Below are 23,129 nucleotides of genomic sequence, written 5' to 3' on the forward strand. Positions count from 1 at the left end.
ATTTTGGCGAAACGTAAAGATAAAAAGCAGGAAGAGCCCATTCCCGAGAAGATCAAGGGGGACGTTTTCGTCACCCCCCTGGAAGAAGTTTTGCCCATGTCCATGCTCCCGTATGCGGAGTTCGTCATTCTGGACAGGGCGCTGCCGCGCGTGGAGGACGGCTTGAAGCCCGTGCAGAGAAGGATACTCTACACCATGTACGACATGGGGCTTTTGCCCGATAAGCCGCATAAAAAGAGCGCGCGTATCGTCGGCGACTGCATGGGTAAATACCATCCGCACGGCGATTCTTCCGTGTACGACGCGATGGTGCGTATGGCGCAGGATTTCAATATGCGCATGACGCTCGTCAACGGGCACGGAAATTTCGGCTCGGTGGACGGCGATCCCGCCGCCGCCATGCGTTATACGGAGGCGAGGCTGGAACCGCTCGCGCTCGAACTACTTCGCGATATCGAAAAGGAAACTGTGCGGTTTTCTTTGAACTTCGACGACAGTCTGAAAGAACCCGACACTCTGCCGGGGAGATTCCCCAACCTTCTGGTGAACGGCGCGTCGGGCATCGCGGTGGGACTTGCCACCAATATCCCGCCGCACAATCTGGGCGAGGTCATCGACGGTGTCGTCGCCTATATAGACAATCCGAAGATCTCTCTTTTCCAGATGATGAAATATATCAAGGCGCCCGATTTCCCCACGGGCGGCTATATCATCGCCAACGAACTTTTACAGGCGTACGAAACGGGGCGCGGCAAGATCACCATGCGTGCCAAAGTCACCGTGGAGGAGGGCGAAAACGATAAAAAACTCATCGTCATAACGGAACTTCCCTATCAGGTCAATAAGTCGCGCCTTCTGACGAAGATCGCAGACCTTCGCGAAGAGAAAAAAGAGATTTTGGGCGGCATCAGCGAAATTACCGACGAATCCGACCGCAACGGCATGCGCGCCGTCGTGCGGGTGAAAAAGGACGCGGACGTGGACAAGATCCTCGCCGCGCTCTATAAGTACACCGATCTCGAATGCACGTTCGGCATCAACATGGTCGCCATCGCGGACGGGAAACCCCAGCAACTGGGGCTTCTGGATATCATCAAATATTACGTCGCCTACCAGCGCGAGGTGGTGCTGCGCCGCACGAAATTCGATCTGGCGCAGGCGAAGGACCGCTGCCATATCCTCGAAGGGCTCATCATCGCGGTGCGCAATATCGACGAGGTCATCGAGATCATCAAAAAGGCGGAGAGCGTGCCCGACGCGCGCCAGAAACTGCGCGCGCGCTTTTCCCTTTCCGAGCGGCAGGCGCAGGCGATCCTCGATCTGCGGCTCGCGCGCCTGACCAAACTGGAAATTTTCAAACTCGAACAGGAACTCAAGGAACTCAAAGAACTGATCGCCCGTCTGCAAGCCATCGTAGACAGCAAAAAATTGCAGATGCAGGTGGTGCAGGACGAGTTGAAAGAACTGAAAAAACAGTATAAGAGCGAGCGCAAAACGTCCCTCGTTTTCGACGTTTCGGAAATCAAAGTGGAAAAGTTCGACGACGTAAAACCCGTCGTAAACTGCGTGCTGTGCGCGACCGCGGCGAACACGATCAAGTGCGTCGCGGAAAAGAACTTCAACATGACCGACAAAAATCTTTCCGAACGTTCAAACGAAAACGATATTTTCACCGCGCTTTTGCACACGGCGTCGGATAAGACGGTCTATTCCTTTACCAATATGGGCAACTGCCACAAGATCGACATGAGCGACGTGGAAGTCGGCAAAATCAAAGATAAAGGGTTCGCGTACGACGAACTTTGTCCCGACGCGCTCGAAGGCGAGCGGCCCGTTGCCTTTTACGAGGTGGGGGAGAAACTGCCCAAGGGCAGCCTTCTGTTCTATTCGCGCGGCGGTTACGTGAAAAAGAGCGACTGGAAGGAATATAACATTCTTAAATATACTTTCCAGGCCGTCAAAGTCAACGAGGGCGACGAGATCATCGGTATCGAAACCGACGATCCCGAGCCGACTACGACGCTGTTCTTCGTCACGGCGAAGGGCATGTGCCTGAACGCGTACAAGAACGATATTCCCTCGCAGGGGCGCATTTCCGCGGGCGTGCGCGGCATCGCGCTGAACGAGGGCGACAAGGTCGTCTTTGCGGGCCAGATCGACGACGGCGGCGAGATTTTGGTGGGTACCGACGGCAACACGATCAAGAGGGTCATCGTTTCGCAGATCGATCCGATGGCGCGCTACCGCAAGGGCGTCAAAATCGTCGATCTCGGTTCTAACCGTTCGGTCGTGTACGCTGATTACGTGACCATGCCGTACAAGATCGCCGTGAAAATGGACGACGGCAGCCTCATCGAGGCGGATACCGAAGAGGACGTTTCCATCGAGGACCGCACGACCAAGGGCAAGGGGATCAAACTCAAAAAAGGTTGTAAGGCGACCGCCTTCTGGTCTATGAAATATCTGTCCGATAAATAATAAAAAAGCCCCGCAGGCAAAACCTGCGGGGCTTTTTACAAAAATAATACAAATGTTTCGATGTTTATATACATTCGTTTGATATGATTGTATTAAAAATATAGAGGAGAAATCATATGAAAAAAGCAACAATTTTTATATCTATACTATTGATGTTGGTCACTGTATTTTCTTTTCAAAATGCTTTTGCCTAAGCAACGCAAAATTCGGTTTTGAAACAAGAGCAAACCATATCCGAACTGTACTCCGAAAGACTGAATGCAATCTGTTGCGGAAACAAAAAACTTGAAGAAGAAATGAATGCAGCTTTAAAGCAACAAGGTGTTGACGAAATATCAATACAGGAAATTTGCGAAATAACAGGTTCTTCTATGCCGAGATATGTTGAAGAATATGATAATTATTATTTCAATATTTTTTCAGAAGATGTTCGAATGAATGGTATCGATTATACGTTCAGGGTCATAAATGTAACTCCTAAAAATCAAAAATGCAATTTAGAATTTATATCGGATATTGCTTCGAAAATCGAAATCGATTCAAACAACGTCTGTAATTTCGGATATGCGTACAGTTTATTCTTGGAATGTTACTGAAATGTGCAGTTATATTTATTTGGCTTTGAACACAGGCGCTTATTTATTGATCGGGCATTATAATATGGGAAATAATTATGTAGGAACAATAACAAAAACTTTAAAGTTTGAAAATGATCTTCCCGTATCAGATGGAATTTTCAATGAATTTAGGGGGGAATTCAGAGCTGAGGACTATGCGTCGGGATATACTGCGCTGAAAGACTATGTTAAAGGAGAGGCGTTTACATACAATGTTATGTCTTCATTTTCTATCTATGGGATTGAGGGACAAAAGGTTGCCACAATTAAACTATTAAATCCTTATACTCCCGGAGAGATACGTTGAAACGGTTACTGATATGTCATTTTATTGAGATCGGGCTGATAATGATAGGGATCTCCGCGGGAATCGTTTTGGCTTATTATACGGCTTGTCCCGTGTGGGCCGCGGGGCTAGTCGGATTAGCCGTATATTCGATTCCGACGCTGATGCTATATTTTTTTTATCGCTGTCCGTTTTGCGGCGTACCGCTCGGATTTCACCGATTACTTTCCTTTAAAGCGTGTCCGTATTGCGGAAAAAAATTTACGAAAGAAATGTAAAATTTGTAACGAAAAAAGACCCGCAGGCAAAACCTGCGGGTCTTTTTTATGGAATATTCGGCATTTTCGGCACATATAGATATGATACAAAACGGTGGCAGAATACAGGCGGAAGTTGCGAGCAAAACAGACGGCAATCGTCAAAAAGCGCTAAATTTTGCGGCGCGCGAAATTATATAATAACAGGTGTGTGAATGAAGGCGATCATTTTTAAAGCAAAGAGTACGATATTCAGCGTCTGCGCGGTCGCGATCGCGCTGGCTCTGTGCCTGGCGCTGCATTATACGGGCGCCTATGCGGTGTACTTTAATAATACCGTGCGCAAACTGCCCATATACAGCGTAGGCACGGAGGAGAAAAAGATCTCCATTTCTTTCGACTGCGCCTGGGGCGTCGATTATACCGACACCCTTCTGGACGTATTAAAGCGCGAAAACGTGCGAGCCACTTTCTTTATGGTGGAATTCTGGACGGAAAAATATCCCGAATACGTGAAAAAGATCAGCGATAACGGAAACGAGATCGGCACGCATTCGGCGACGCACCCCTATATGTCGAAACTCGGCGAGAGCGAGATCAGAAAAGAACTGACCACGTCGAGCGAGGCGATCGAAAAGATCACAGGGAAAAAAGTGGAACTGTTTCGCCCGCCTTACGGCGATTACGACGATCTGCTCATCGAAACGGCCACGGATATGGGGCTGTACACCATTCAGTGGGACGTGGACAGTCTGGACTGGAAAGATCTTTCGGCAAGCGACATCGCCATGCGCATCGTCAGCCGCACGCGGGAGGGGAGCATCATTTTGTGCCACAATAACGGCAAACATACCGCCGAGGCGCTTCCCATCGTGCTGGATACCCTCAAAAATAAAGGATTTACGTTCGTTCCCATCGGGGAACTCATTTACCGCGAAGGATACACCATGGATTCTACGGGACGGCAAATTCCGAACGCCGCCGCATAAGAAATTTTTGAAAAACTGTTTTGGAGGATTTTATGAACTACAATACCGAGAAGAACAATAAGGTATTCATTATGGGTGAAGTGGTGAGCGAGGCGACCTTTTCGCACGAGGTGTACGGCGAAGGTTTCTACGATCTGAACGTGCGCGTGATGCGCCTTTCGGGGCAGGCGGACGTGCTGCCCGTCACCGTGTCCGAACGGCTGATCACCGACGGGGAATTGAAGATCGGCGCAACGCTCTGCGCTTTGGGGCAGTTCCGCTCGTATAATAAGATCGAAAACGGAAAATCGCGCCTGATGCTCACCGTGTTCGTGCGCGAACTGGTGGATATGCCGCCCTCGAAAAATCCCAACAGCATCGTATTGAGCGGCTATATCTGCAAACCGCCCGTGTACCGCACGACGCCGTTCAACCGCGAGATCGCAGACCTTCTCGTCGCCGTCAACCGCGCTTACAACAAATCCGACTATATTCCGTGCATCGCCTGGGGGCGGAACGCGCGCTTTGTCAAAAATTTACAGGTCGGCGATAAGATCGCGCTTTCAGGGCGCATTCAAAGCCGCGAATATCAGAAAAAACTCAGCGAATACGAAGTCAAAACGATGACCGCTTACGAAGTTTCGGTCTCCAAACTCGCCGCTTTCGACAGCGCCGAAAACTTCGATCTGGAACACGAATTCAACCTTTACTCCTCCGAAAAGACATACGACAACGACAATTACGAAATCTGATGAAAAGCGCTCTCCCGAAAAGGGAGAGCGCTTTTTGCCCGTCAGGATTTTATAAGCAGTTTTTTATACGTCAGATCGGTGAGAAAGGCTCCGAGAGGGGCGGTGAGAAGAATGGCGAGCACCGCTGCGGTCAGTACGATCCGGCCGCAGGCGAGCCCCGCGGCGAGCGGAATGGTGCCGATCGCCGCCTGTACCGTCGCTTTCGGGGTATAAGCGATCATACAGAACAGCCGCTCTTTTTTGTTCAATCCGGTTTTCAGAACGCAGATAAAGACGCCGAGCATACGAAAGAGCAATGCGGCGGCGATGACCGCGGCGATCATGCCCCCCGCTTTGACGGCGAATCCGATATCCACCGTCGCGCCGACCAATACGAACAGCAAAATTTCCGCGATGACCCAAAGTTTCGAATAGCGCGCCGAAAGCCGATCGGCACAGACGGGGTGCGCGCGGAAGAGCGCGGCTCCCATCGCGATGACGGAGAGCAGCCCCGAATAAGGCACGTATGCGCCCGCGGCGCTCTCCAAAGCGACGAACAGAAATGAAAAACTCAAGAGAACGATGATCTTAACGGTATCCCGCGCATGGATCTTCTGAAAAAACTTCGCGAACAGCCATCCGAACGCGGCGCCGAGCGCGACGCCCGTCAGAATGGATACGGGCGTCTTCCAGAGCACATTGAAATCGAAACTCCCGCTGCCCGCCATTCCCAGAAACGCCGTGAACAGCAGAATGACGAATACGTCGTCCGCGGAGGCGCCCGCCGTGATCATCTGCGGAATGCCTTTATCGGTGCCGTAGCCTTCCCGTTCGAGTTTCAGCATTCTCGGCACGACCACGGCGGGGGAAACTGCCGCCATCACGCAGCCTAAAACGGCTGCCTCGATCCAGTTCAGTCCCAGAAGCAGCGTTCCGAAAGCGATATACGCGGCGATCTCTACGCAGGCGGGCACGAAACACAACAGGATCGCGCTGCGTCCGTTTTTTTTCAGTTCCCCGAAATCGAAGGACAGGCCCGCGCGCGTCAGAATAATGATGAGCGCCAACTGCCGAAGATCGGCGGAAATGTTCAAGATCTGCGGGGAGATCAGATCGAGCACATAGGGGCCGAGCACGATCCCCACGACCAGCATGCCCAAAAGGGGCGGCAGTCTGATCTTGGCGCAGACGGAGCCCAATAACAGGCCGCTCAGTAAAATGATACCCAGACTCGTTAAAAAAGACATATGTTTTTCCTTTTTCGCGGGGGGGGGCAACAAAAAAAGCCGATGCCCCTGCGAATTGTCATGATTTCGCAGAAGTCATCAGCTTAAAAAAGCGGTTTCGGCAAAAGCCCGAGGAGAACTTCATTCCTCGTCAAACAGTATATCGGAATCCAAAGAAAATGTCAACAAAACCGCAGGCGTTATAAAAATTTTTTGAGTTGTTCCAAAAATATTTCCGCAGCGCCTGAAAAAGTGCGGTACTTTTTCCAGACGACGTCCAGATGCGATTCCACGCGCGGATAGAGTGGGCGGAACGTAAGATTGCTGTCGCCGCTCGTGTTGATGATCTTATCCAGTCCGAGGGCATATCCGAGCCCCTCTTCGACGAGCAGGGACGCGTTGTAGATAAGATTATATCTCGCCGCCACGTTGGGCGTGATCTCGCGTTGGGAAAACCAGTTCATGGCGACGTGCTGGCGGTTATTTAAGACTTGCTGCGAAAACAAGAGGGGAACGCTGCGCAGATCGTCCGCCGTCACGGCGTTTTTTCGGGCGAGGGCGCAGTCCTTTTTCATCAGAACGCCCCAGGTATCTTTGAGCGGCAGACGCAGATAGTCGTATCGCGACAGATCGGCGTAGTCGATGAGCACGCCGAAATCCAAAAGCCCGCTTTCCAGACGCTCGGAAACAATTCCGCCGTCCCCGCTGAATATATTGAAATCGATTCGGGGGCATAGTTCTTTGGTGCGTTTCGCCGCCTTTGCGATCAGCCGCACCGCATACGATTCGCCGCAGCCGATGGAAACTTCGCCGCTGATCTCCCCCGCCTTGCAGGTGAGTTCGCATTCCGTCTTTTCGCAAAGATGGACGATCTCCTCGGCGCGCTTGCGAAGGAGGATGCCCGTCTCCGTCAGCGTCACTCTGCGGCTGCCGCGCACGAAAAGCGGCTTACCGATCTCTTCTTCCAGTTTCTGCATCTGGCGGGAAAGATTCGGCTGCGTCGTGTTGACGAGTTCCGCCGCTTTCGTGATGTTTTCCTCTCGCGCCACCGCCAGAAAATACTTTAATTCCCTCAGTTCCATAATACGGATTATAGCACGAAAATCTATGCTTGTCAATTATGGTTTCGCATAAAATATAAGTATTTGACATTTTATCGGCATTGAAATACAATAGAGGCAGAGGAGACGAAAAGAATGAAAGTGATTTTGTCAATGCTGTTCGCGCTTTTGTTTGCGTTTTCGGCGGCGGCGTGCGCGCCCGAAGGGGAAAGCGGTTCGACGCTCGTCAAGGATTGGCTGGACGGGCTGCATTCCGGCAATGCGGCGCGCGTCGAAATGGAAGTTTCGGGAGAGAAAATCTATGCGGCGCTTGCGGATAACGCCGCCGCGAAAGAGTTTGCCGACAGGCTGGCAAAGGGCGAAACGACGCTCGCGTTTTCCGATTTTGCGGGCGCGGAAAAGATCGCCTATCCTTCGCCGCCCTTTACGTTATCGGATGCGGAAGGCTGCGATCCCGAAATCGGGGATGTGACGATCTATAAGCCCTGGGGCAACATAGCGATTTTTTACCGCGATTCGTCGGGCTATTCTTCCGACCTCGTCTATCTCGGCAAGATCGAAGGGGACGGGATCGGGATTTTTGCGGCGCAGAGCGGAGATTTTACCGTGACGCTGCGCCTTGCGGGAGACTGAATATGGATTGCGAAGAATTTTTGAAAAGCATGGAAACGCGCGGATACATTGAATCTCCGTCGGAAGCGCAGGACTGCATGCACAGGCTTGCCGACCGCGCGCGGAAGATCACGTCGCAGATGAACGGCGCTTACAGGACGCAGGAAGAGATCCGCGCGCTCTTTCGCGAACTGACGGGAAGAGAGATCTGCGAAGGGTTCGTGCTGTTCCCGCCCTTCTACACCGACTGCGGCAGAAATATCCGCATCGGCAACGACGTGTTCATCAACGCGGGTTGTTGTTTTCAGGACCAGGGCGGCATATTCGTGGGGGACGGCGTGTTGATAGGGCATCAGGTCGTGCTGGCGACGCTCAACCACGACCTTGCCCCCGCAAAGCGCAAAAATATGTTTCACGCGCCCATCATCATCGGAAACAACGTATGGATCGGCGCGCACGCGACCATACTTGCGGGCGTGACTCTCGGCGAAAACAGCGTCGTCGCGGCGGGCGCGGTGGTGACGAAAGACGTTCCCGCGGGCGCGGTGGTTGCGGGCGTTCCCGCGAAGATCATAAAAAATATCGAAGAGGAGAAAACAAAAAATGGCTAAAAAAGTATTTATCGTATCGTCGACGCCGCGCGAGCGCGGCAATTCGGACATTCTTGCGGAAGAATTTGCGCGCGGCGCGCGGGACGCTGGTCACGAAGTGTGCAAAGTGAATATCCGTGAAATGCAGTTACAATTTTGCATCGGTTGTCTGTATTGCCAGAATCACGAGGGCTGCGTATTGCAGGACGGCATGAACGCGCTGTACGAGAGCGTGCAAAACGCCGACGTGCTCGTATTCGCCACGCCCGTGTATTATTACGGGATGAGCGGCCAACTCAAGACTTTTCTCGACCGCCTGAATCCGCTGTTTCCTCGAAACAACAAATTCCGCGAAGTCTACCTTCTCGCGAGTGCCGCCGAGGACGACGGGAGCGCGATGGACGGCGCGGTGTCGGGCGTGCAGGGCTGGATAGACTGTTTCGCGGGCGTGCGCCTTGCGGGCGTCGTGCGTGCGACGGGCGTGACCGGCATCGGGCAGGCGAAAGGCTCCGCCGCGTCCGTACAGGCTTACGAAACGGGCAAAGCCCTGCGGTAAGGAATATTGGTAAGTATTTAATTTGATACCATATTGACAAATATGATGAAATTGTGATACAATGGAATAGATCAGATTGCGTTACCCCGTTTTGGCAAACGATAAAAATTGCCGATTATACTTGAGGTTCGAAAATGGTAGGGTGGTTTTTTCTATTCATACTCGTCTGCGCCTTACTCGTAGCGCTGTATACCGTGGTTTTACCGAAATTTTTTATTAAATACCGATATCGTATCGGAACGCCCGCCGACCGCGGGTTAAAGATCGCGCGCGGTGAAAACGGTCAAAGCATCGTATACGAGCCGGCATGTACGCTCCGCCCTTATATCCGCAAGTATATCTTGTCGGAAAAGGACGGGAAAAAGAGTTTGATCTGCAAGATCGATGAGGGCGTCGGATATCTCGATTACGACGTCGTGCTCTTCGATCAAAAAAGCCGTGCGTTCAAGGGTATCCGCGTCAAAGAGTTCGTCGAACGCGCCGGATATACGCGGGAAGTGGATCTTCCCTCAAAGACCTGTTACGTTTCATTGCTCATCAACGAAGCGGACGGGATCCTGTTCGATCATCATGCAGTGCGTAAAATCAGTAAGAGCCTGCTGCTTGCCTTTACAGCCTTGTGCGTCCTCACGGAAGCACTGGGCTTTTTGGCTTTACGGGCTTGCCTGGCATATTCTTTCGGCGGGCTGTTTGCGGAGAGTTTTCTCGTGTCCGATTTCTATACCGATGAATTCGAATTGTTCTGTTCGATCATCGTCGTCTGCAATATTATCTTTACGCTCGTCGCCGTAAAACTGAAAAACCGAGAAAAGAAGAGGGGGAACGGCTGTGCGCAATCCTGACGTCATTGCAAAGGGCGCCTACGCTTATACGCAAAGCGACGCGGAACTCCCCTTGAAAGAGTTTGTTTTCTTTTATGAAAACGGAAAAAAATATCTGCTTTTGAAATGGTGCAACCGACGCGGCGAAACGCTCGACGGTATGCGGATGACGATCACGTTCCGTGACGCTGCGGGCGCGGAGATCGGAAAGGAAGCGCATTCGTTCGACGGCTTGTGCGCGGCGGCGAACGCCGATTTTCTGCTTCCCAAAATCGAAGTATCGGAGGACTGCGTCGATTTTAAAGCCGATCTGAAAAGCGCGCGGTACGGAAGGTATCTCTATTCCGCCGTCGAGGGCGGCGTCGCCGCAGAATACGTTTCGTCGCTGCAGGCGGAGCGCGCCGCTCCCCCCGTCCGCACGAAGCATACCAAAGAATTCGACGCGCGCGTCGGAAGGCCCGCTTATCCCGTCTGGATCGGTGTGTTTTTCTGCCTTTTGCTCGCGGCGCTCGTGATATTTACCTGCGTCCGCCTGCACGATTTCAAAATCCACGCTTATACTTTTTTGAAGGAAGGCGTCAAATATACTTTTGTATCCGATCCCGACGACGAGGACAGCGAACTGATCGTGACGGGATATCACGGCAGCCGCAAAAGCATTACCGTTTACGATTCCATCGAGGGGCATCCCGTTACGGAAATCGCCCAACGCGCCTTCGAAAATTATTACGAATTGCAAAGCGTAACGCTGCAAGGCAGCCTTCGCATCGGTTACATGGCTTTTGCGAATTGCCGTTATTTAAGATCCGTCGATCTGGAACAGGTCACTGTTATAGAAGATCGCGCCTTTCAGAACTGCGATAATTTGCAGTATATTCGGGCAAAAAACCTTTCGAAAATCGGGGACTCCGCCTTTTTCGGTTGCTCCTACATGCAGGAGGTTTTCATCCAAAACGCACAAAAACCGCTCTCGATCGGTCGCAGGGCGTTCGATTCCTGCTATAACTTACATACGGTCACGATCGATCAGACGATCGAGTATTCCTACAATGAAACGATCTTCGAAGGCACGCAAAATATCCAGACGTTGGAACTCAAAAATTTCCCCGAAACGATCGGGCGCAGCGTGACGCTTTCTTCTCTGTTCGGCAACCCGTGGGGGACTCAGTGCTACGTAAGCAAACTGAAGATCGGGAGCATCGATGCGATCCCCCAAAATTTTTGCGCCGATCTTTATTTGAATTCGGTCGAGATCGGAGAGATCGGGGATCCAATCGTCGGCGATCATGCATTTGATAATTGCAGGGGATTGACGGAGATCAAAATTCCACCTGTCCGAGAGATCGGGCAATACGCTTTCGGGGCAACCCGTATCGAATATTTTGACTGTTCCGAAACGGAAATCATAGCGCCTTTTGCCTTTTACAATAATTATGATCTCAAAAATATTCTCCTGGGCGATGATCTGCGGGAAATAGGGGACTATGCTTTTTCCTGCTGCGATGCGCTGACTTCCGTTCGTATACCTTCGGGCGTTGAATATATCGGCATGAACGCGTTCGAAAACTGCCATTCCATCGACGAACTCACCCTTCCTTTTTTGGGCAATACCAAAAATTCGGAAAACGGTATGCTGAGCGACATTTTCGGTGGCACGCCCTACAATTTAAAAGTTGTAACGGTCAGCGGGCCGATCGAAATGCTGAACGACTACGTTTTTGCCAATTGCGACAGCCTCGTGTCCGTGAATCTTCCCTATACCGTCGTATCAGTCGGGCAAGGCGCGTTCATGAATTGCAGGAGGCTCTCATCGTTCGAATTTCCGACGAATTTGGTTTCCATCGGCGCAAATGCGTTCGCCAACTGTATATCTCTCGGTCGGATCACCCTTCCGCCGCCGCTGAAAAGTATCGGGCAGGACGCGTTCAGCGGCTGTTATCGGCTGTACGAGGTGCTTAACGAGAGCCGCCTCGACCTTTCCGTTCCCGCGATCGTGGGGAGAGTTTCGGAGTATGCCATGAAAATATACGGCGCGGGGGAAAGTTTTGCGAAAAGGCTCGAATCGGGCGGTTATACGTTCGCCGACTTCGACGGCGAGTGGTTTTTGGTAGGATATCCGAAAGGGCAATATGTGCAGGAACTTCCCGACGCCGTTACGCGAATGGGCATAGTTATCAGTTCGGTGTACAGCGTGCCCGATCATCTGTTCCGGGAAGACGACACGATGAACCGCGTGATTATTCCGCCTGCCGTGCGCAAACTCGGAAAATACGCTTTTTTTCAATGCCCTATGCTGCGCACCGTGGTTTTCGAAGAGGGCTCGTACCTGACTGATTTGGAAGAGGGCGCGTTCCATTCATGTTCCTCTCTGACGAGCGTCACCCTGCCCGATCGGTTGAAGAGTATCGGTTTTGCCGCTTTCAGCGGCTGTTATTCGCTGCCTATGATCATTTTGCCCGAAACGCTGACGGACATCAAATCGCAGGCGTTTCTGGATTGTTCGCGTTTAAAGACGGTGTATAACCTGAGCGATCTGCCGATCGTCAAAACATCGCAAAATTTCGGATTCGTCGCCTTTTACGCGGAGAAAGTATATAAGACGTTGGACGAAACGGATTGACGCATACGATTTAATGTGGGAGAACTTATGCTGAAATATCAAACTATCATAGATCATCTGACCGTCGAACAAAAGTTGTCGCTTGCGGCGTCCGTGCAGGCGTTTTCGTCGGCTTGGGCGAAAGAGGCGGGCATTCCGTCCGTCCGCGTTGCGGAAATGCAAAAGACGAACGCCGATCACGGATCGCCTTATCCCTCGTTTGCGGCGCTCGCCAATTGCTGGGATCCCGCTCTTTGGGAAGAGGCGGCGAAAGGATACGCTTCTCTTGCGCGCAAAGATCTTGCCGACCTGCTTTATACGCCGCGGCTCGGCGTGCAGTGCGATCCGTTCTGCGAGGGAATCTCCGAAGATCCGTATCTGGCGGGAAAGATCGCCGATTCGGTTTGCCGCGGCGTCCGTTCCGCGGGCGTGACGCCCTGTCTGTCGTGCGTATCCCTGCGCGAAACGGATATCGCGGCGCTCGACAAAGAATTCGACGCCCGCGCGCTGTATGAATATTTTCTCGCGCCCTGGCGCGTCATGGAAAATTCGAAAAACGCCGTATCGTTTTCTTATACAAAGGTGAGCGGGACTTACGCCGATGCGAACGTCGCCGCGATCGACGAATTTTTGCATCGGGAGGAATCGATCGGTTTTGTGCTTGCCGAACGCGCCGATCTCGGGCGCGACGCGGAATGTCTGAACGCGGGAAATATCCTGGCCGACGGCGATCGGGATACGTTGAGATCGGCGTTGGAACGCGATATCGACGGCAAAAAGGAACTCAGTCCTGTCGAGTTGGATTCTTCCGTGGACAGGGCGATCGATCTGATGATGCAATGCAGGGCGTTAAAGACGGAGGCAAGCGCAGAGGCGGAGCAGGATCTCGCTCTCCGTGCGGCGGAAGAGAGCGCCGTCCTTTTGAAAAACGAGGGCGTTTTGCCTTTGAAAAAGGGATGCCGCGTCGCGATCGTCGGACATCCCGACGGCAATTCCGCGGGCGAGTTTTACGAGAGCCTGCAAGCGTACGGCGGTTTTGAATGCGTCGGGTTCGCGGAGGGCTATCAGACGGGGCAGTCGCGCAGCGACGAGGAGATCCCGTACGCCTGCAAACTTGCGGAAAAGGCCGATGCCGTGCTCGTATTTCTGCGTCACGCATCGGAAGGAGAAACCGCGGAACCGTACGCGCGCGCGAAATTTCCCGCCAACCGCCTTGCGCTCGCGGACGCGCTTTTTAAAGTCAATCCCAACATCGTTGCCGTCGTGTCGCCCGAAGATCTTTTGGAGTTGTCTTTCAATGAGAGAGTATCGGCCCTTTTGATGGCGGATACGAAGAGCGAACGCGGCGTCGAGGCGCTTTTGAATATTCTTTCGGGGAAAGTTTCGCCTTCGGGCAAACTGGCCTCGACGCGGTATAACGATACCGACGCGCGCTTTGCTGCGTTTGCAGAGGATAAAAAAGCGGGCAGATGCAAAGCGGGGACCTTTCTCGGCTACCGCCGCTACGACGCGGCGGGCGAACATCCCGATTTTCCCTTCGGGTTCGGGCTCGGTTATTCGCGTTTCGGCTATTCCGACCTTACGATACAAAACGGCAACGCGACGTTTACGCTCCGCAATAAGGGCAAATACGACGCCGCCGAAGTCGTGCAGATGTATATCGGCAAGGACGAATCCGCTGTCTTGCGCCCCCGCAAGGAACTCAAAGCCTTTCAAAAAGTATTTCTGCGCGCGGGCGAAAGCGTTCGGCTCTCCTTTCCCGTCGCGCGCGATTCTCTCGCCGTCTATAACGACGGCGGATTTGCCGTAGAGGACGGCATGTACCGCGTCTGTATCGCCGCGTCGTCGCTCGACGTGCGGCTGGAAACTACCGTGTACGTGAAAGGCGGGCGGCTCGTGCCCGACGGGCGCCATATTACCGAATATATCCCGTCGCTGACCAATATCTTTGCGGGAAATTATACGCTCGGTCCCGTGGTCAAACCGCGCCGCTGGAAAAAATTGCTCAATAGGGGACTCATTCTCATGGGAAGCGGGTTTTCCCTTGCGCTGCTCGTCACCCTGTTGGGAGTCTGTCGTGTAGGCAGCGACAGCGAGGTGTTTTTCAATACCGTGCTTCCTTTTCTGCTTATATTTGTCGCGCCGCCGATCTTTTTGGCGGGCGGTGTCGTGGCGATCGTCTCGCTCATAAAGCGGAAACGGGCGAAAGGGGCGTATGTGCCCGCGTCGGCGGGGTGCCTCGCCGCGCAGGGCGAAGTTGCGTCCGAACTTTCCTATGAAAAATTGTTCGAAGATGCGCCGCAAAGCGAGGAAAAGGCGGGATCTTCGGAGGATGCCAAAACGGACGAAAGCGCGGAGGCGCTCAAATTTTGCGACGCGTCGGTCACGTTTCCCGCGGTATGCGGACAGATGGCGGCGTTTTTTTCTGAACGTGGCATCACGATCGGAACGAAAGGCGCGCGCAAACTGTTGGCGGCGTTTTCGGCGTCCCGCCTCGTCGTTTTGCAAAGCGGCAAAGCACTGCCGCCCAAATTTTTCAAGATACTCTCCGATTATTTCGGCAGCGGCATATATCTGCACGAATGCGGCGAAACGGAAGAGGGCGGCGCAGTGCGTTCCAACGCGGCGCGGGCGTTTCAGGACGCCGCATCGCGCAGGCACGTCGTGCACGTGGCCGCATACAGCGGCGCCGTCGGACAGATCGTGTCCGTCGTCGCGCCCTTTCAGTTTTACATAGAAAATCCCGCGCGCGCGGCGAAAAGCGCAGTCGGGTTGATTCATTCTTCCAACGTATGGTTTGTATTCGCGCTTTGCGGAGAACGCGGCGCGGATATTCCCGATAACGCCTGCGTCGTCGATCTCGATTGGGAAGAATGCACCGAAACGGAGGCGGAAGTGCCCGCGGGCGCGCTCAACTATTATCAGTTTGCCGCGCTCTCCAAAGCGGGCAGGAACGATTTCTGCCTCGACGAGGACAAGGGTTGGAAAAAAATCGATCAACTGGAAAAATTCGTCGGCGCCAAGTTTGATAACAAGACGTGGATGCGGTTGGAAAAGTTTTCTTCCGCCTGTCTTGCCTGCGGGAGCGGCGAGGAAGAGGCGCTCGACTGCGCCGCCGCGGCTGTTCTGATGACGTCCCTGAAAAGCCGCGCGCCCGAAGATTTCGTTCGCGGGCTGGAACATATTTTCGGCGCGGAGGACGTGTCCGAATGTAAAAAAACGTTGGAAAATTTACAGGTTTGAGGGAGCGGATATGGTAAATTTTCTGAGTTTTGCGCAGTTTTTTTCCTCCTGGTACGCGATCGTCGTCTATCTGATCGTGTTGCTGGCCCTGATCGGACTTTTGATCGCGTTTCTCATGGTCGGGGAATCCAAAGCCCCGAAGATCGTGCAGGCCGACGGCGAACTTCCCCAACAAACCAAAACAGAACCGAAAAGGACCAACCGCAGGCGGTTCGACGGGTTGTGCCGAATCGACGAGGAAAAGGCGCGCTATGCGGGCGGGGAGTTCAACGGGCGCATCGGCTTGAAAGAGTTCTGCGAAACGTTCCGCGACTATGCCGCGGGGAAACTGAGATTGTATTACGAGATAGAGGATATCCGCCGCTTTATCGCTGGCATGGCGGTATCGCATATCCTGATATTGCAGGGAATGTCGGGCACGGGCAAAACGTCGCTTGCGTTCGCGTTCGGCGAGTTTCTGGGGAACACCTCGACGGTCATCCCCGTACAGCCCATGTGGAAAGAAAGGACGGACCTGATAGGCTATTACAACGAATTCACCAAGCGATTCAACGAAACGGACTTGCTGAAAAAGATATACGAGGCGAATTACAGCGAGCAGATCTATATCACGGTGCTGGACGAAATGAACATCGCGCGCGTGGAATATTATTTTGCGGAGTTTTTGTCGCTGTTGGAACTGCCGAATGCGGAAGAACGGCTGTTGACGGTGGTGAGCGACGAGTGGAAGAACGACCCGAAACAACTGAAAGACGGCCACGTGCGGCTGCCTGAAAACATGTGGTTCATCGGTACGGCGAACAACGACGATTCGACGTTCGCGATCTCGGATAAAGTATACGACAGGGCGATGGTGCTGGATCTGGATAAAAAGGCGGAGGCGTTTTCGGCGGAACGGTTTGAAAGCGTGAAGATCACGGCAAAGCGATTTAAGGAACTTGTGAAAGAGGCGCAGGAAGAATACGGACTGACGGAGCGGAACCGCCGCCGCTTGCGGCAACTGGACGATTTCATGACGGAGCATTTCCGCGTGACGTTCGGAAACCGGATCCGCTATCAGATAGAGAGATACGTTCCCGCGTACGTGGCGTGCGGGGGAGAAGAATTAAGCGCGCTGGACGATATCCTGGCGAAGAAAGTGATGCGCAAACTGGGCATGCAGAATCCCGTATATCTTCGCAACAACGCGGAAAACCTGTGCAGATACATGGACGAACTTTTCGGGGAAGAAAACTTATCGCAATGTAAAGAGATCGTGCGCCGTTTGGGCAGGAGCGCGTAAAGAGAGAGGACGGCGAGATGGGGCAACTGGATCGATTGTTTCGGGCGTTTACCGATTACAGAAAGAATACGAAAGAGGAGCGGGACTGCAAGAGGGCCCGCAGATCGGTTTCCCGCGCCAACGCCGACGCAGACAGGCTGCAAGTCGTACGCACGGAATGCGAAGTGGAAAACGACTGGATAGACGCCATCGAAGAGGGGCTCGTCTTTATCGGCAAAGCCATCGCGGAAGAGCGGCAGTTCATCCGTTCCAACGGCGAAGTGCAGGATATCGAAAAGGTCAAGAGCGTTTCCAGAGAATCGGTGGAACATCTCGCCCGCCACAGCAATCTGTTCACGAAAGATCGGGGCGAGGGGGAGGATATCATTCCCGACCGACTTTTTACCGTGGAACGGCTGACCGATTACGCCGTCTACGAAAACAGGTTTTTATATATGCTGCTGTGCTATCTGCGCGATTTTATCGCCTACCGCTACGAAAAGATCGTGGCGCTTACGAGCACGTACAGCGGCAGTCTGTCCATGCAAAAATCGGTGGAAGCGGACGACCGTAAACTGCGGTTCGAAATTTTTCTGGACGAGGAGAAAAGAAACGACGCGTACCTTGCCGCGAATCATTCCGCAAAAGAGCAGGTCGACCGTATCGACGGGCTGTTGAAGACCGTTTTGCTGTATCTTTCGCTGCCTTTGATGGAATTCGTGGCGAAAGCGCCTATGCTCAAACCGCCGATCACCGAAACGAACGTCTTGAAAATGAACAAAAACTTCAAGGGCGCGATGCGGCTGTATTATTTTATTACTTCCTATGAAAAGGACGGTTTCACCGTAAAAAAGGACGAAGTATCCCTGCACCCGTTCGAACGAGGGCTTGCGGACGAATTTGCCGAAATTGCCGAACTCAGTTCGTTTTTGACGTACGAACACGGTTTGAAACTGGAAGAATACCTGCAAAAAAATTACGACGAGCAGGAAGAGGCGAAAAAGCGCGAGGATCAAGAGCGTGAGCGCAGGCAACTTGAAAGCCTGAAACGGCGGATAGAAGAATCGGGCAAGGGCGAAAAAGAATACATGCTGCTCATGGAAAAGCGGCTCCGCGCGCTCGAAAACGACAAATTGCAGTTGATCGCCGCCCGCGCGGAGATCGAAACCCTGCACGATAAAATCGGGCTTCTGCATCAAAATATCGAAGAAGTTTCCGCGCTCGCGGAAACGCGGAAGAAGCGCAACGAAGAACTGCTTATCTCCCATCAGACGGAGATCCGCGCGCTGACAAAAGAGTGGGAAGACCGCCTTTGTACCGCCGAAGAGGAGCGCGAAGCGGAAAAAACCCGCCTGCTTATTGCGCATGAAAGCGCGCTCCGGGAACAGAAAGAGTCTGCCGACAAAATTTTGCGGCAGACTGCGGAAACCTACGAAGAGGCGGCAAAGGCGGAAAAACAGCGGACGGAAGAACGCGCCGCCGCTTTACTGGAACAGATCGGCAATTCGAAGGACGCGCTGGAAAAAGAGAGAGAAGAGCGCGCGCGCCTGCACGCGCAGGCGGAACTTCTGGAACGGGAAAAGACGCTTTCGGAGGCGCGGCTCAACGCGTTGAAAAAGGAATGCGGGCGCTTTTCCGAGTCGGATAGTTTTACTTCCCGCGAACAGTTCGCCGAACTCGAACGGCAGTATAAAGTTTTCAAAACCTTTTTTAAGGAAGAATGGAAAAAGACCAAAAAGCAGATCCGCGCGGAACTTTTGCATTCTTCGGCGGAAAAGAAAGACGGCGAATGAATATGAAAAATCTGAAACTACCGAAACTCAAAAAGAAATATTTTGCCGTATTGATCGCCATCGCCGCGGTCGTCGTGCTGATGGGAATTTCCATGGGGCTTTATTTCAGTTCTTCCGCCGCGCCCGAAACGTCGGAGGGGGGCGCGATCGCCGTTGTCGCATTGCTGATCCTGGTGCCGATCTTGCTGGGGGGCTTGCTCGCTGTCTTGTATCTGAACCGCAAGGAGGAGCCAGAACCCCTGCAAATCGTTGCCGAAACGGTAGAACAAACCAAAACGGAAGTGAAAAAAACCAACCGCAGGCGTTTTGACGGGTTGTGCCGCATCGACGAGGAAAAGACGCGCTATGCGGGCGGGGAGTTCAACGGGCGCATCGGCTTGAAAGAGTTCTGCGAAACGTTCCGCGACTATGCCGCTGGGAAACTGAGATTGTATTACGAGATAGAGGATATCCGCCGCTTTATCGCTGGCATGGCGGTATCGCATATCCTGATATTGCAGGGAATGTCGGGCACGGGCAAAACGTCGCTTGCGTTCGCGTTCGGCGAGTTTCTGGGGAACACCTCGACGGTCATCCCCGTACAGCCCATGTGGAAAGAAAGGACGGACCTGATAGGCTATTACAACGAATTCACCAAGCGATTCAACGAAACGGACTTGCTGAAAAAGATATACGAGGCGAATTACAGCGAGCAGATCTATATCACGGTGTTGGACGAAATGAATATCGCGCGCGTGGAATACTATTTTGCGGAGTTTTTGTCGCTGTTGGAACTGCCGAACGCGGAAGAACGGCTGTTGACGGTGGTGAGCGACGAGTGGAAGAACGACCCGAAACAACTGAAAGACGGTCACGTGCGGCTGCCTGAAAACATGTGGTTCATCGGTACGGCGAACAACGACGATTCGACGTTCGCGATCTCGGATAAAGTATACGACAGGGCGATGGTGTTGGATCTGGATAAAAAGGCGCAGGCGTTTTCCGCGGAACGGCCCGAAGGCGTGAAGATCACGGCAAAGCGATTTAAGGAACTTGTGAAAGAGGCGCAGGAAGAATACGGGCTGACGGAGCGGAACCGCCGCCGCTTGCGGCAACTGGACGATTTCATGACGGAGCATTTCCGCGTGACGTTCGGAAACCGGATCCGCTACCAGATAGAGAGATACGTTCCCGCGTACGTGGCGTGCGGGGGAGAAGAATTAAACGCGCTGGACGATATCCTGGCGAAGAAAGTGATGCGCAAACTGGGCATGCAGAATCCCGTATATCTTCGCAACAACGCGGAAAACCTGTGCAGATACATGGACGAACTGTTCGGGGAAGAAAACTTATCGCAATGTAAAGAGATAGTGCGCCGTTTGGGCAGAAGCGCGTAAACAAGGAGGCCGCCTGTGACGAAAAGAACGAAATATATATATATCCTCGGTTCGATCGCGATTGGCGTGATCCTGGCCGCGATCGTTCTGCTGGCGCTGTTCGCGGGCGGGGGGACGGGTTCGAAAAAACCTTCGCTCGTGATCATGTCCGGTTCGCAGGAATTCGTCTACGACGGTACGGCGCACACCGACGACCATTGGGAACTCGTGAGCGGCGAATTGTCCGACGGACAGCGCATTCTCGTCGATATGACGGGCAGCCGCACGGACGCGGGCACGGGCAAGAATACCTTTTCCGCAAAAGTCGTCGACGGGAACGGATCGGACGTTTCGTCCGATTACTCGATCGAATACCTGTTCGGCACGCTCACCGTCAAGCCGATCGGCATTACCGTATCCACGCTCTCGGGCACGAAAGTGTACGACGGCACGGCGCTCGCCTGTCCCGAATATAAAATAACTTCCAAAACGGGGCTGTTGGCGGGGCATAAATTTACGCGCGTCGAAATGCCAGCGGAAAGGGTAGACGTCGGCGTGAGCGAAAATTATATTTCCGAGATCGTCGTATCCGACGGGACGAGAGATGTGACTTCCAACTATACATTCGCATATCATTACGGCGAACTGACGATTACGCCGCGCAATCTCACCATCCGTTCCGGCAGCGCGGAAAAAGCGTACGACGGACTGCCCCTCATTTGCGACGAGTGGGAACTCGTTTCCCTCACGCAGCCCGTCGGCGGGCACAAACTTTCGGTCAGCGTTTCGGGCGAGCGGCAGGCGGTCGGGGAAAGCGCCAATACCATTGCCGAAGTCGTCGTGTACGACGGCGCAAAAGACGTTACGAATAACTATGCGGTCACAAAACAGGAGGGCGTATTGGTCGTAACGGACGATACGCCCGCTGTGCCCGGCGGCGACGGCGAAAAACTGGATACGGACGGCAAGATCGACGGCGGCGACCCGAATCAGGATAACGACAAGGCGGCCCTTCGCGTTCTGTCCGATATGGGCGGGCAAATATATCTTCGATTGATGAGTTTCGGGGATTACAACGGCAACCGATGGAGTGAAGCGGAAGAATATTCCAAACTTTTAGACGGCAAATACAGTTTCAATTATCTGACGGGCGTCGCGCTGAAAGCGAGCGGTTTCGAAAGCGGACGCATGCGCGTCGATACCATGGGCGGGGATTATCTATTGCCGTATTATATGGAAGCCGCGCCCCTAAATTATGCGATACAGACGAGCGACGTGGCGTATCGGGGCAATGTGGACGGTATCTACGAACTGTACTATTATCGTTACGATTATATCGAGAACGGCCCGCTTGCGGCGGGGCTCGGCTCGTATGCGGGCGCGGAGAACGCGTACGCTGATTTCGTGCGCGGGCAGTATCTTTTCGTACCCGCGTCCACCAACGAATATCTGCAAACGCTCGTCAGGCGCGAAGGATTCAGCAAAAACGACAAAGATATCGTGCAAAAAGTGGCGGATTTCGTTCGGAAAGCCGCGAAGTACAATGCGGATTACGACAAAACGCTGGACGGCGAGAGCGATATCGTCGTGAGTTTTTTAAAGGATTATCGGGAAGGCATCTGCCAGCACTACGCGAGCGCCGCAACGCTCATATACCGCGCGCTGGGCATTCCCGCGCGTTATACGATCGGATATACGGCAAATGCCGCGGCGGGGGTGTGGACGCCTGTCAGCATTTCCAACGCGCATGCCTGGACGGAGGTCTATATCGACGGCACGGGCTGGGTGCAGGTGGAAGTGACGGGCGCGGGGCCCGCTCTGGACGGCGCTGGCGGAGATTTCGAGGACGGCGGAGGCGCGGGCTCGGGAGGAAACAACGGGATCCTGCGCATCAAGCCCGTCAACGAATATATGAAATTCGACGGGGTAAACACCCTCGTTCCGTCGGGCAAAGTGCAGGGTATCAGCGACTATCTTGCGCACGGCTACACCTACTCCGCAATCGTGACGGGATCGAGGCGGGATGCGGGCATCGGAGAGAGTACCATCGTTTCGTTCCGTCTTTTCAACTCTTCGGGAAAAGACGTGACAGACCTCTTTACCGTCATCTGCGAAAAGGGGAAATTACAGGTATATCTCGTGGAGATTTCCGTTTCCACGGAGGGCGGCTCCAAACTGTACGACGGGACGCCCCTTGAAAACCCTGCGTGGGATCTGCGCGGCGAACTCTTATTCGGGCATGCCGCTTCCGTCAAAACGGTCGGCAGCCGCACCGACGTCGGGCGCAGCCTGAACGAAACGGAGGTTCGCATCACCGACGAAAACGGTAAGGACGTGACGCAGTTCTATAAGATCAACGCCGATTACGGCGTTCTGGAAGTGACGCCGCGCAGCATCGTCGTGTCTGCGGGCAGCGCGGAAAAGGCGTACGACGGCGCTCCGTTGACCAATCGTTCTTACTATATCCAATCGGAATACGATACCGCGCTCGCGCATGGGCATAGAGCGGCTGTCACCGTGACAGGATCGCAGACGAATGTGGGAAGGTGTGACAACGTCGTCAGTTCCATCGTCATTTTCGATGAAAACGGGAACGACGTGACGGGCAATTATTCGATCGGATTCCGCACGGGTACGCTGATCGTGCACCCCGCGTAAAAAAACAAGGAGGAATA

Annotated in this window: 17 protein-coding genes and 1 riboswitch; of the genes, 15 read left to right on the forward strand and 2 right to left on the reverse strand. The window is 53.3% G+C overall.

Annotated features, from left to right (window positions below):
• The first annotated feature begins 3 nt into the window (after nucleotides 1–3).
• The 5 genes from ESZ91_RS07315 (at nucleotide 4) to ESZ91_RS07330 (ending at nucleotide 5,358) form a co-directional block, all read left to right on the forward strand.
• Nucleotides 4–2,478, forward strand: a complete 2,475-nt coding sequence (locus ESZ91_RS07315) for a DNA gyrase/topoisomerase IV subunit A (RefSeq protein WP_129225657.1) — start codon at nucleotides 4–6, stop codon at nucleotides 2,476–2,478.
• 212 nt (nucleotides 2,479–2,690) lie between these two features.
• Nucleotides 2,691–3,074: a hypothetical protein gene (locus tag ESZ91_RS11515; protein ID WP_153187723.1), complete on the forward strand. Its 384-nt coding sequence runs from the start codon at nucleotides 2,691–2,693 to the stop codon at nucleotides 3,072–3,074.
• 64 nt (nucleotides 3,075–3,138) lie between these two features.
• Nucleotides 3,139–3,402, forward strand: a complete 264-nt coding sequence (locus tag ESZ91_RS07320; protein WP_153187724.1) for a hypothetical protein — start codon at nucleotides 3,139–3,141, stop codon at nucleotides 3,400–3,402.
• Nucleotides 3,403–3,853: 451 nt separating this feature from the next.
• On the forward strand, nucleotides 3,854–4,627 hold the full coding sequence (locus tag ESZ91_RS07325) for a polysaccharide deacetylase family protein (protein ID WP_129225662.1): 774 nt from the start codon (nucleotides 3,854–3,856) through the stop codon (nucleotides 4,625–4,627).
• A 32-nt stretch (nucleotides 4,628–4,659) separates the two neighbouring features.
• Entirely contained in the window at nucleotides 4,660–5,358 is a 699-nt protein-coding gene (locus tag ESZ91_RS07330; protein WP_129225664.1) for a single-stranded DNA-binding protein, read from the forward strand.
• Nucleotides 5,359–5,399: 41 nt separating this feature from the next.
• On the opposite strand, the gene ESZ91_RS07335 is transcribed toward ESZ91_RS07330, so the two are convergent.
• Both ESZ91_RS07335 and ESZ91_RS07340 read right to left on the reverse strand, forming a co-directional pair.
• Entirely contained in the window at nucleotides 5,400–6,584 is a 1,185-nt protein-coding gene (locus ESZ91_RS07335) for a cation:proton antiporter (protein ID WP_129225666.1), read from the reverse strand.
• 62 nt (nucleotides 6,585–6,646) lie between these two features.
• A riboswitch (Fluoride riboswitch) is annotated at nucleotides 6,647–6,721 on the reverse strand.
• Nucleotides 6,722–6,763: 42 nt separating this feature from the next.
• Nucleotides 6,764–7,645: a LysR family transcriptional regulator gene (locus tag ESZ91_RS07340; RefSeq protein WP_129225668.1), complete on the reverse strand. Its 882-nt coding sequence runs from the start codon at nucleotides 7,643–7,645 to the stop codon at nucleotides 6,764–6,766.
• A 114-nt stretch (nucleotides 7,646–7,759) separates the two neighbouring features.
• Between ESZ91_RS07340 and ESZ91_RS07345 the strand changes: the two genes are divergently transcribed.
• The 10 genes from ESZ91_RS07345 (at nucleotide 7,760) to ESZ91_RS07390 (ending at nucleotide 23,112) form a co-directional block, all read left to right on the forward strand.
• Nucleotides 7,760–8,257, forward strand: a complete 498-nt coding sequence (locus ESZ91_RS07345) for a cyclophilin-like fold protein (protein WP_129225670.1) — start codon at nucleotides 7,760–7,762, stop codon at nucleotides 8,255–8,257.
• Between the two features lie 2 nt (nucleotides 8,258–8,259).
• Complete coding sequence (locus tag ESZ91_RS11835) at nucleotides 8,260–8,847, forward strand: DapH/DapD/GlmU-related protein (protein ID WP_129225672.1); 588 nt, start codon at nucleotides 8,260–8,262, stop codon at nucleotides 8,845–8,847.
• On the forward strand, nucleotides 8,840–9,382 hold the full coding sequence (locus ESZ91_RS07355) for a flavodoxin family protein (RefSeq protein WP_129225674.1): 543 nt from the start codon (nucleotides 8,840–8,842) through the stop codon (nucleotides 9,380–9,382). Before ESZ91_RS11835 ends, ESZ91_RS07355 begins: the two co-directional genes overlap by 8 nt.
• Before the next feature lie 134 nt (nucleotides 9,383–9,516).
• On the forward strand, nucleotides 9,517–10,224 hold the full coding sequence (locus ESZ91_RS07360; protein WP_129225676.1) for a hypothetical protein: 708 nt from the start codon (nucleotides 9,517–9,519) through the stop codon (nucleotides 10,222–10,224).
• Complete coding sequence (locus tag ESZ91_RS07365; protein ID WP_129225678.1) at nucleotides 10,211–12,823, forward strand: leucine-rich repeat domain-containing protein; 2,613 nt, start codon at nucleotides 10,211–10,213, stop codon at nucleotides 12,821–12,823. The genes ESZ91_RS07360 and ESZ91_RS07365 overlap by 14 nt, the downstream gene beginning before the upstream one ends.
• 27 nt (nucleotides 12,824–12,850) lie before the next feature.
• Entirely contained in the window at nucleotides 12,851–16,045 is a 3,195-nt protein-coding gene (locus ESZ91_RS07370; RefSeq protein WP_129225680.1) for a glycoside hydrolase family 3 C-terminal domain-containing protein, read from the forward strand.
• A 10-nt stretch (nucleotides 16,046–16,055) separates the two neighbouring features.
• Entirely contained in the window at nucleotides 16,056–17,327 is a 1,272-nt protein-coding gene (locus ESZ91_RS07375; protein WP_129225682.1) for an AAA family ATPase, read from the forward strand.
• Nucleotides 17,328–17,344: 17 nt separating this feature from the next.
• Nucleotides 17,345–19,099, forward strand: a complete 1,755-nt coding sequence (locus ESZ91_RS07380) for a coiled-coil domain-containing protein (RefSeq protein ID WP_129225684.1) — start codon at nucleotides 17,345–17,347, stop codon at nucleotides 19,097–19,099.
• A gap of 2 nt (nucleotides 19,100–19,101) precedes the next feature.
• Nucleotides 19,102–20,475: an AAA family ATPase gene (locus ESZ91_RS07385; RefSeq protein ID WP_161971096.1), complete on the forward strand. Its 1,374-nt coding sequence runs from the start codon at nucleotides 19,102–19,104 to the stop codon at nucleotides 20,473–20,475.
• Nucleotides 20,476–20,490: 15 nt separating this feature from the next.
• Nucleotides 20,491–23,112 carry a transglutaminase-like domain-containing protein gene (locus ESZ91_RS07390; RefSeq protein WP_129225688.1) on the forward strand — a complete coding sequence of 874 codons (2,622 nt, stop codon included), beginning with the start codon at nucleotides 20,491–20,493 and terminating at the stop codon, nucleotides 23,110–23,112.
• Nucleotides 23,113–23,129: the final 17 nt, after the last annotated feature.

The sequence above is a fragment of the Candidatus Borkfalkia ceftriaxoniphila genome (genome assembly GCF_004134775.1).
GTDB lineage: Bacteria > Bacillota > Clostridia > Christensenellales > Borkfalkiaceae > Borkfalkia > Borkfalkia ceftriaxoniphila.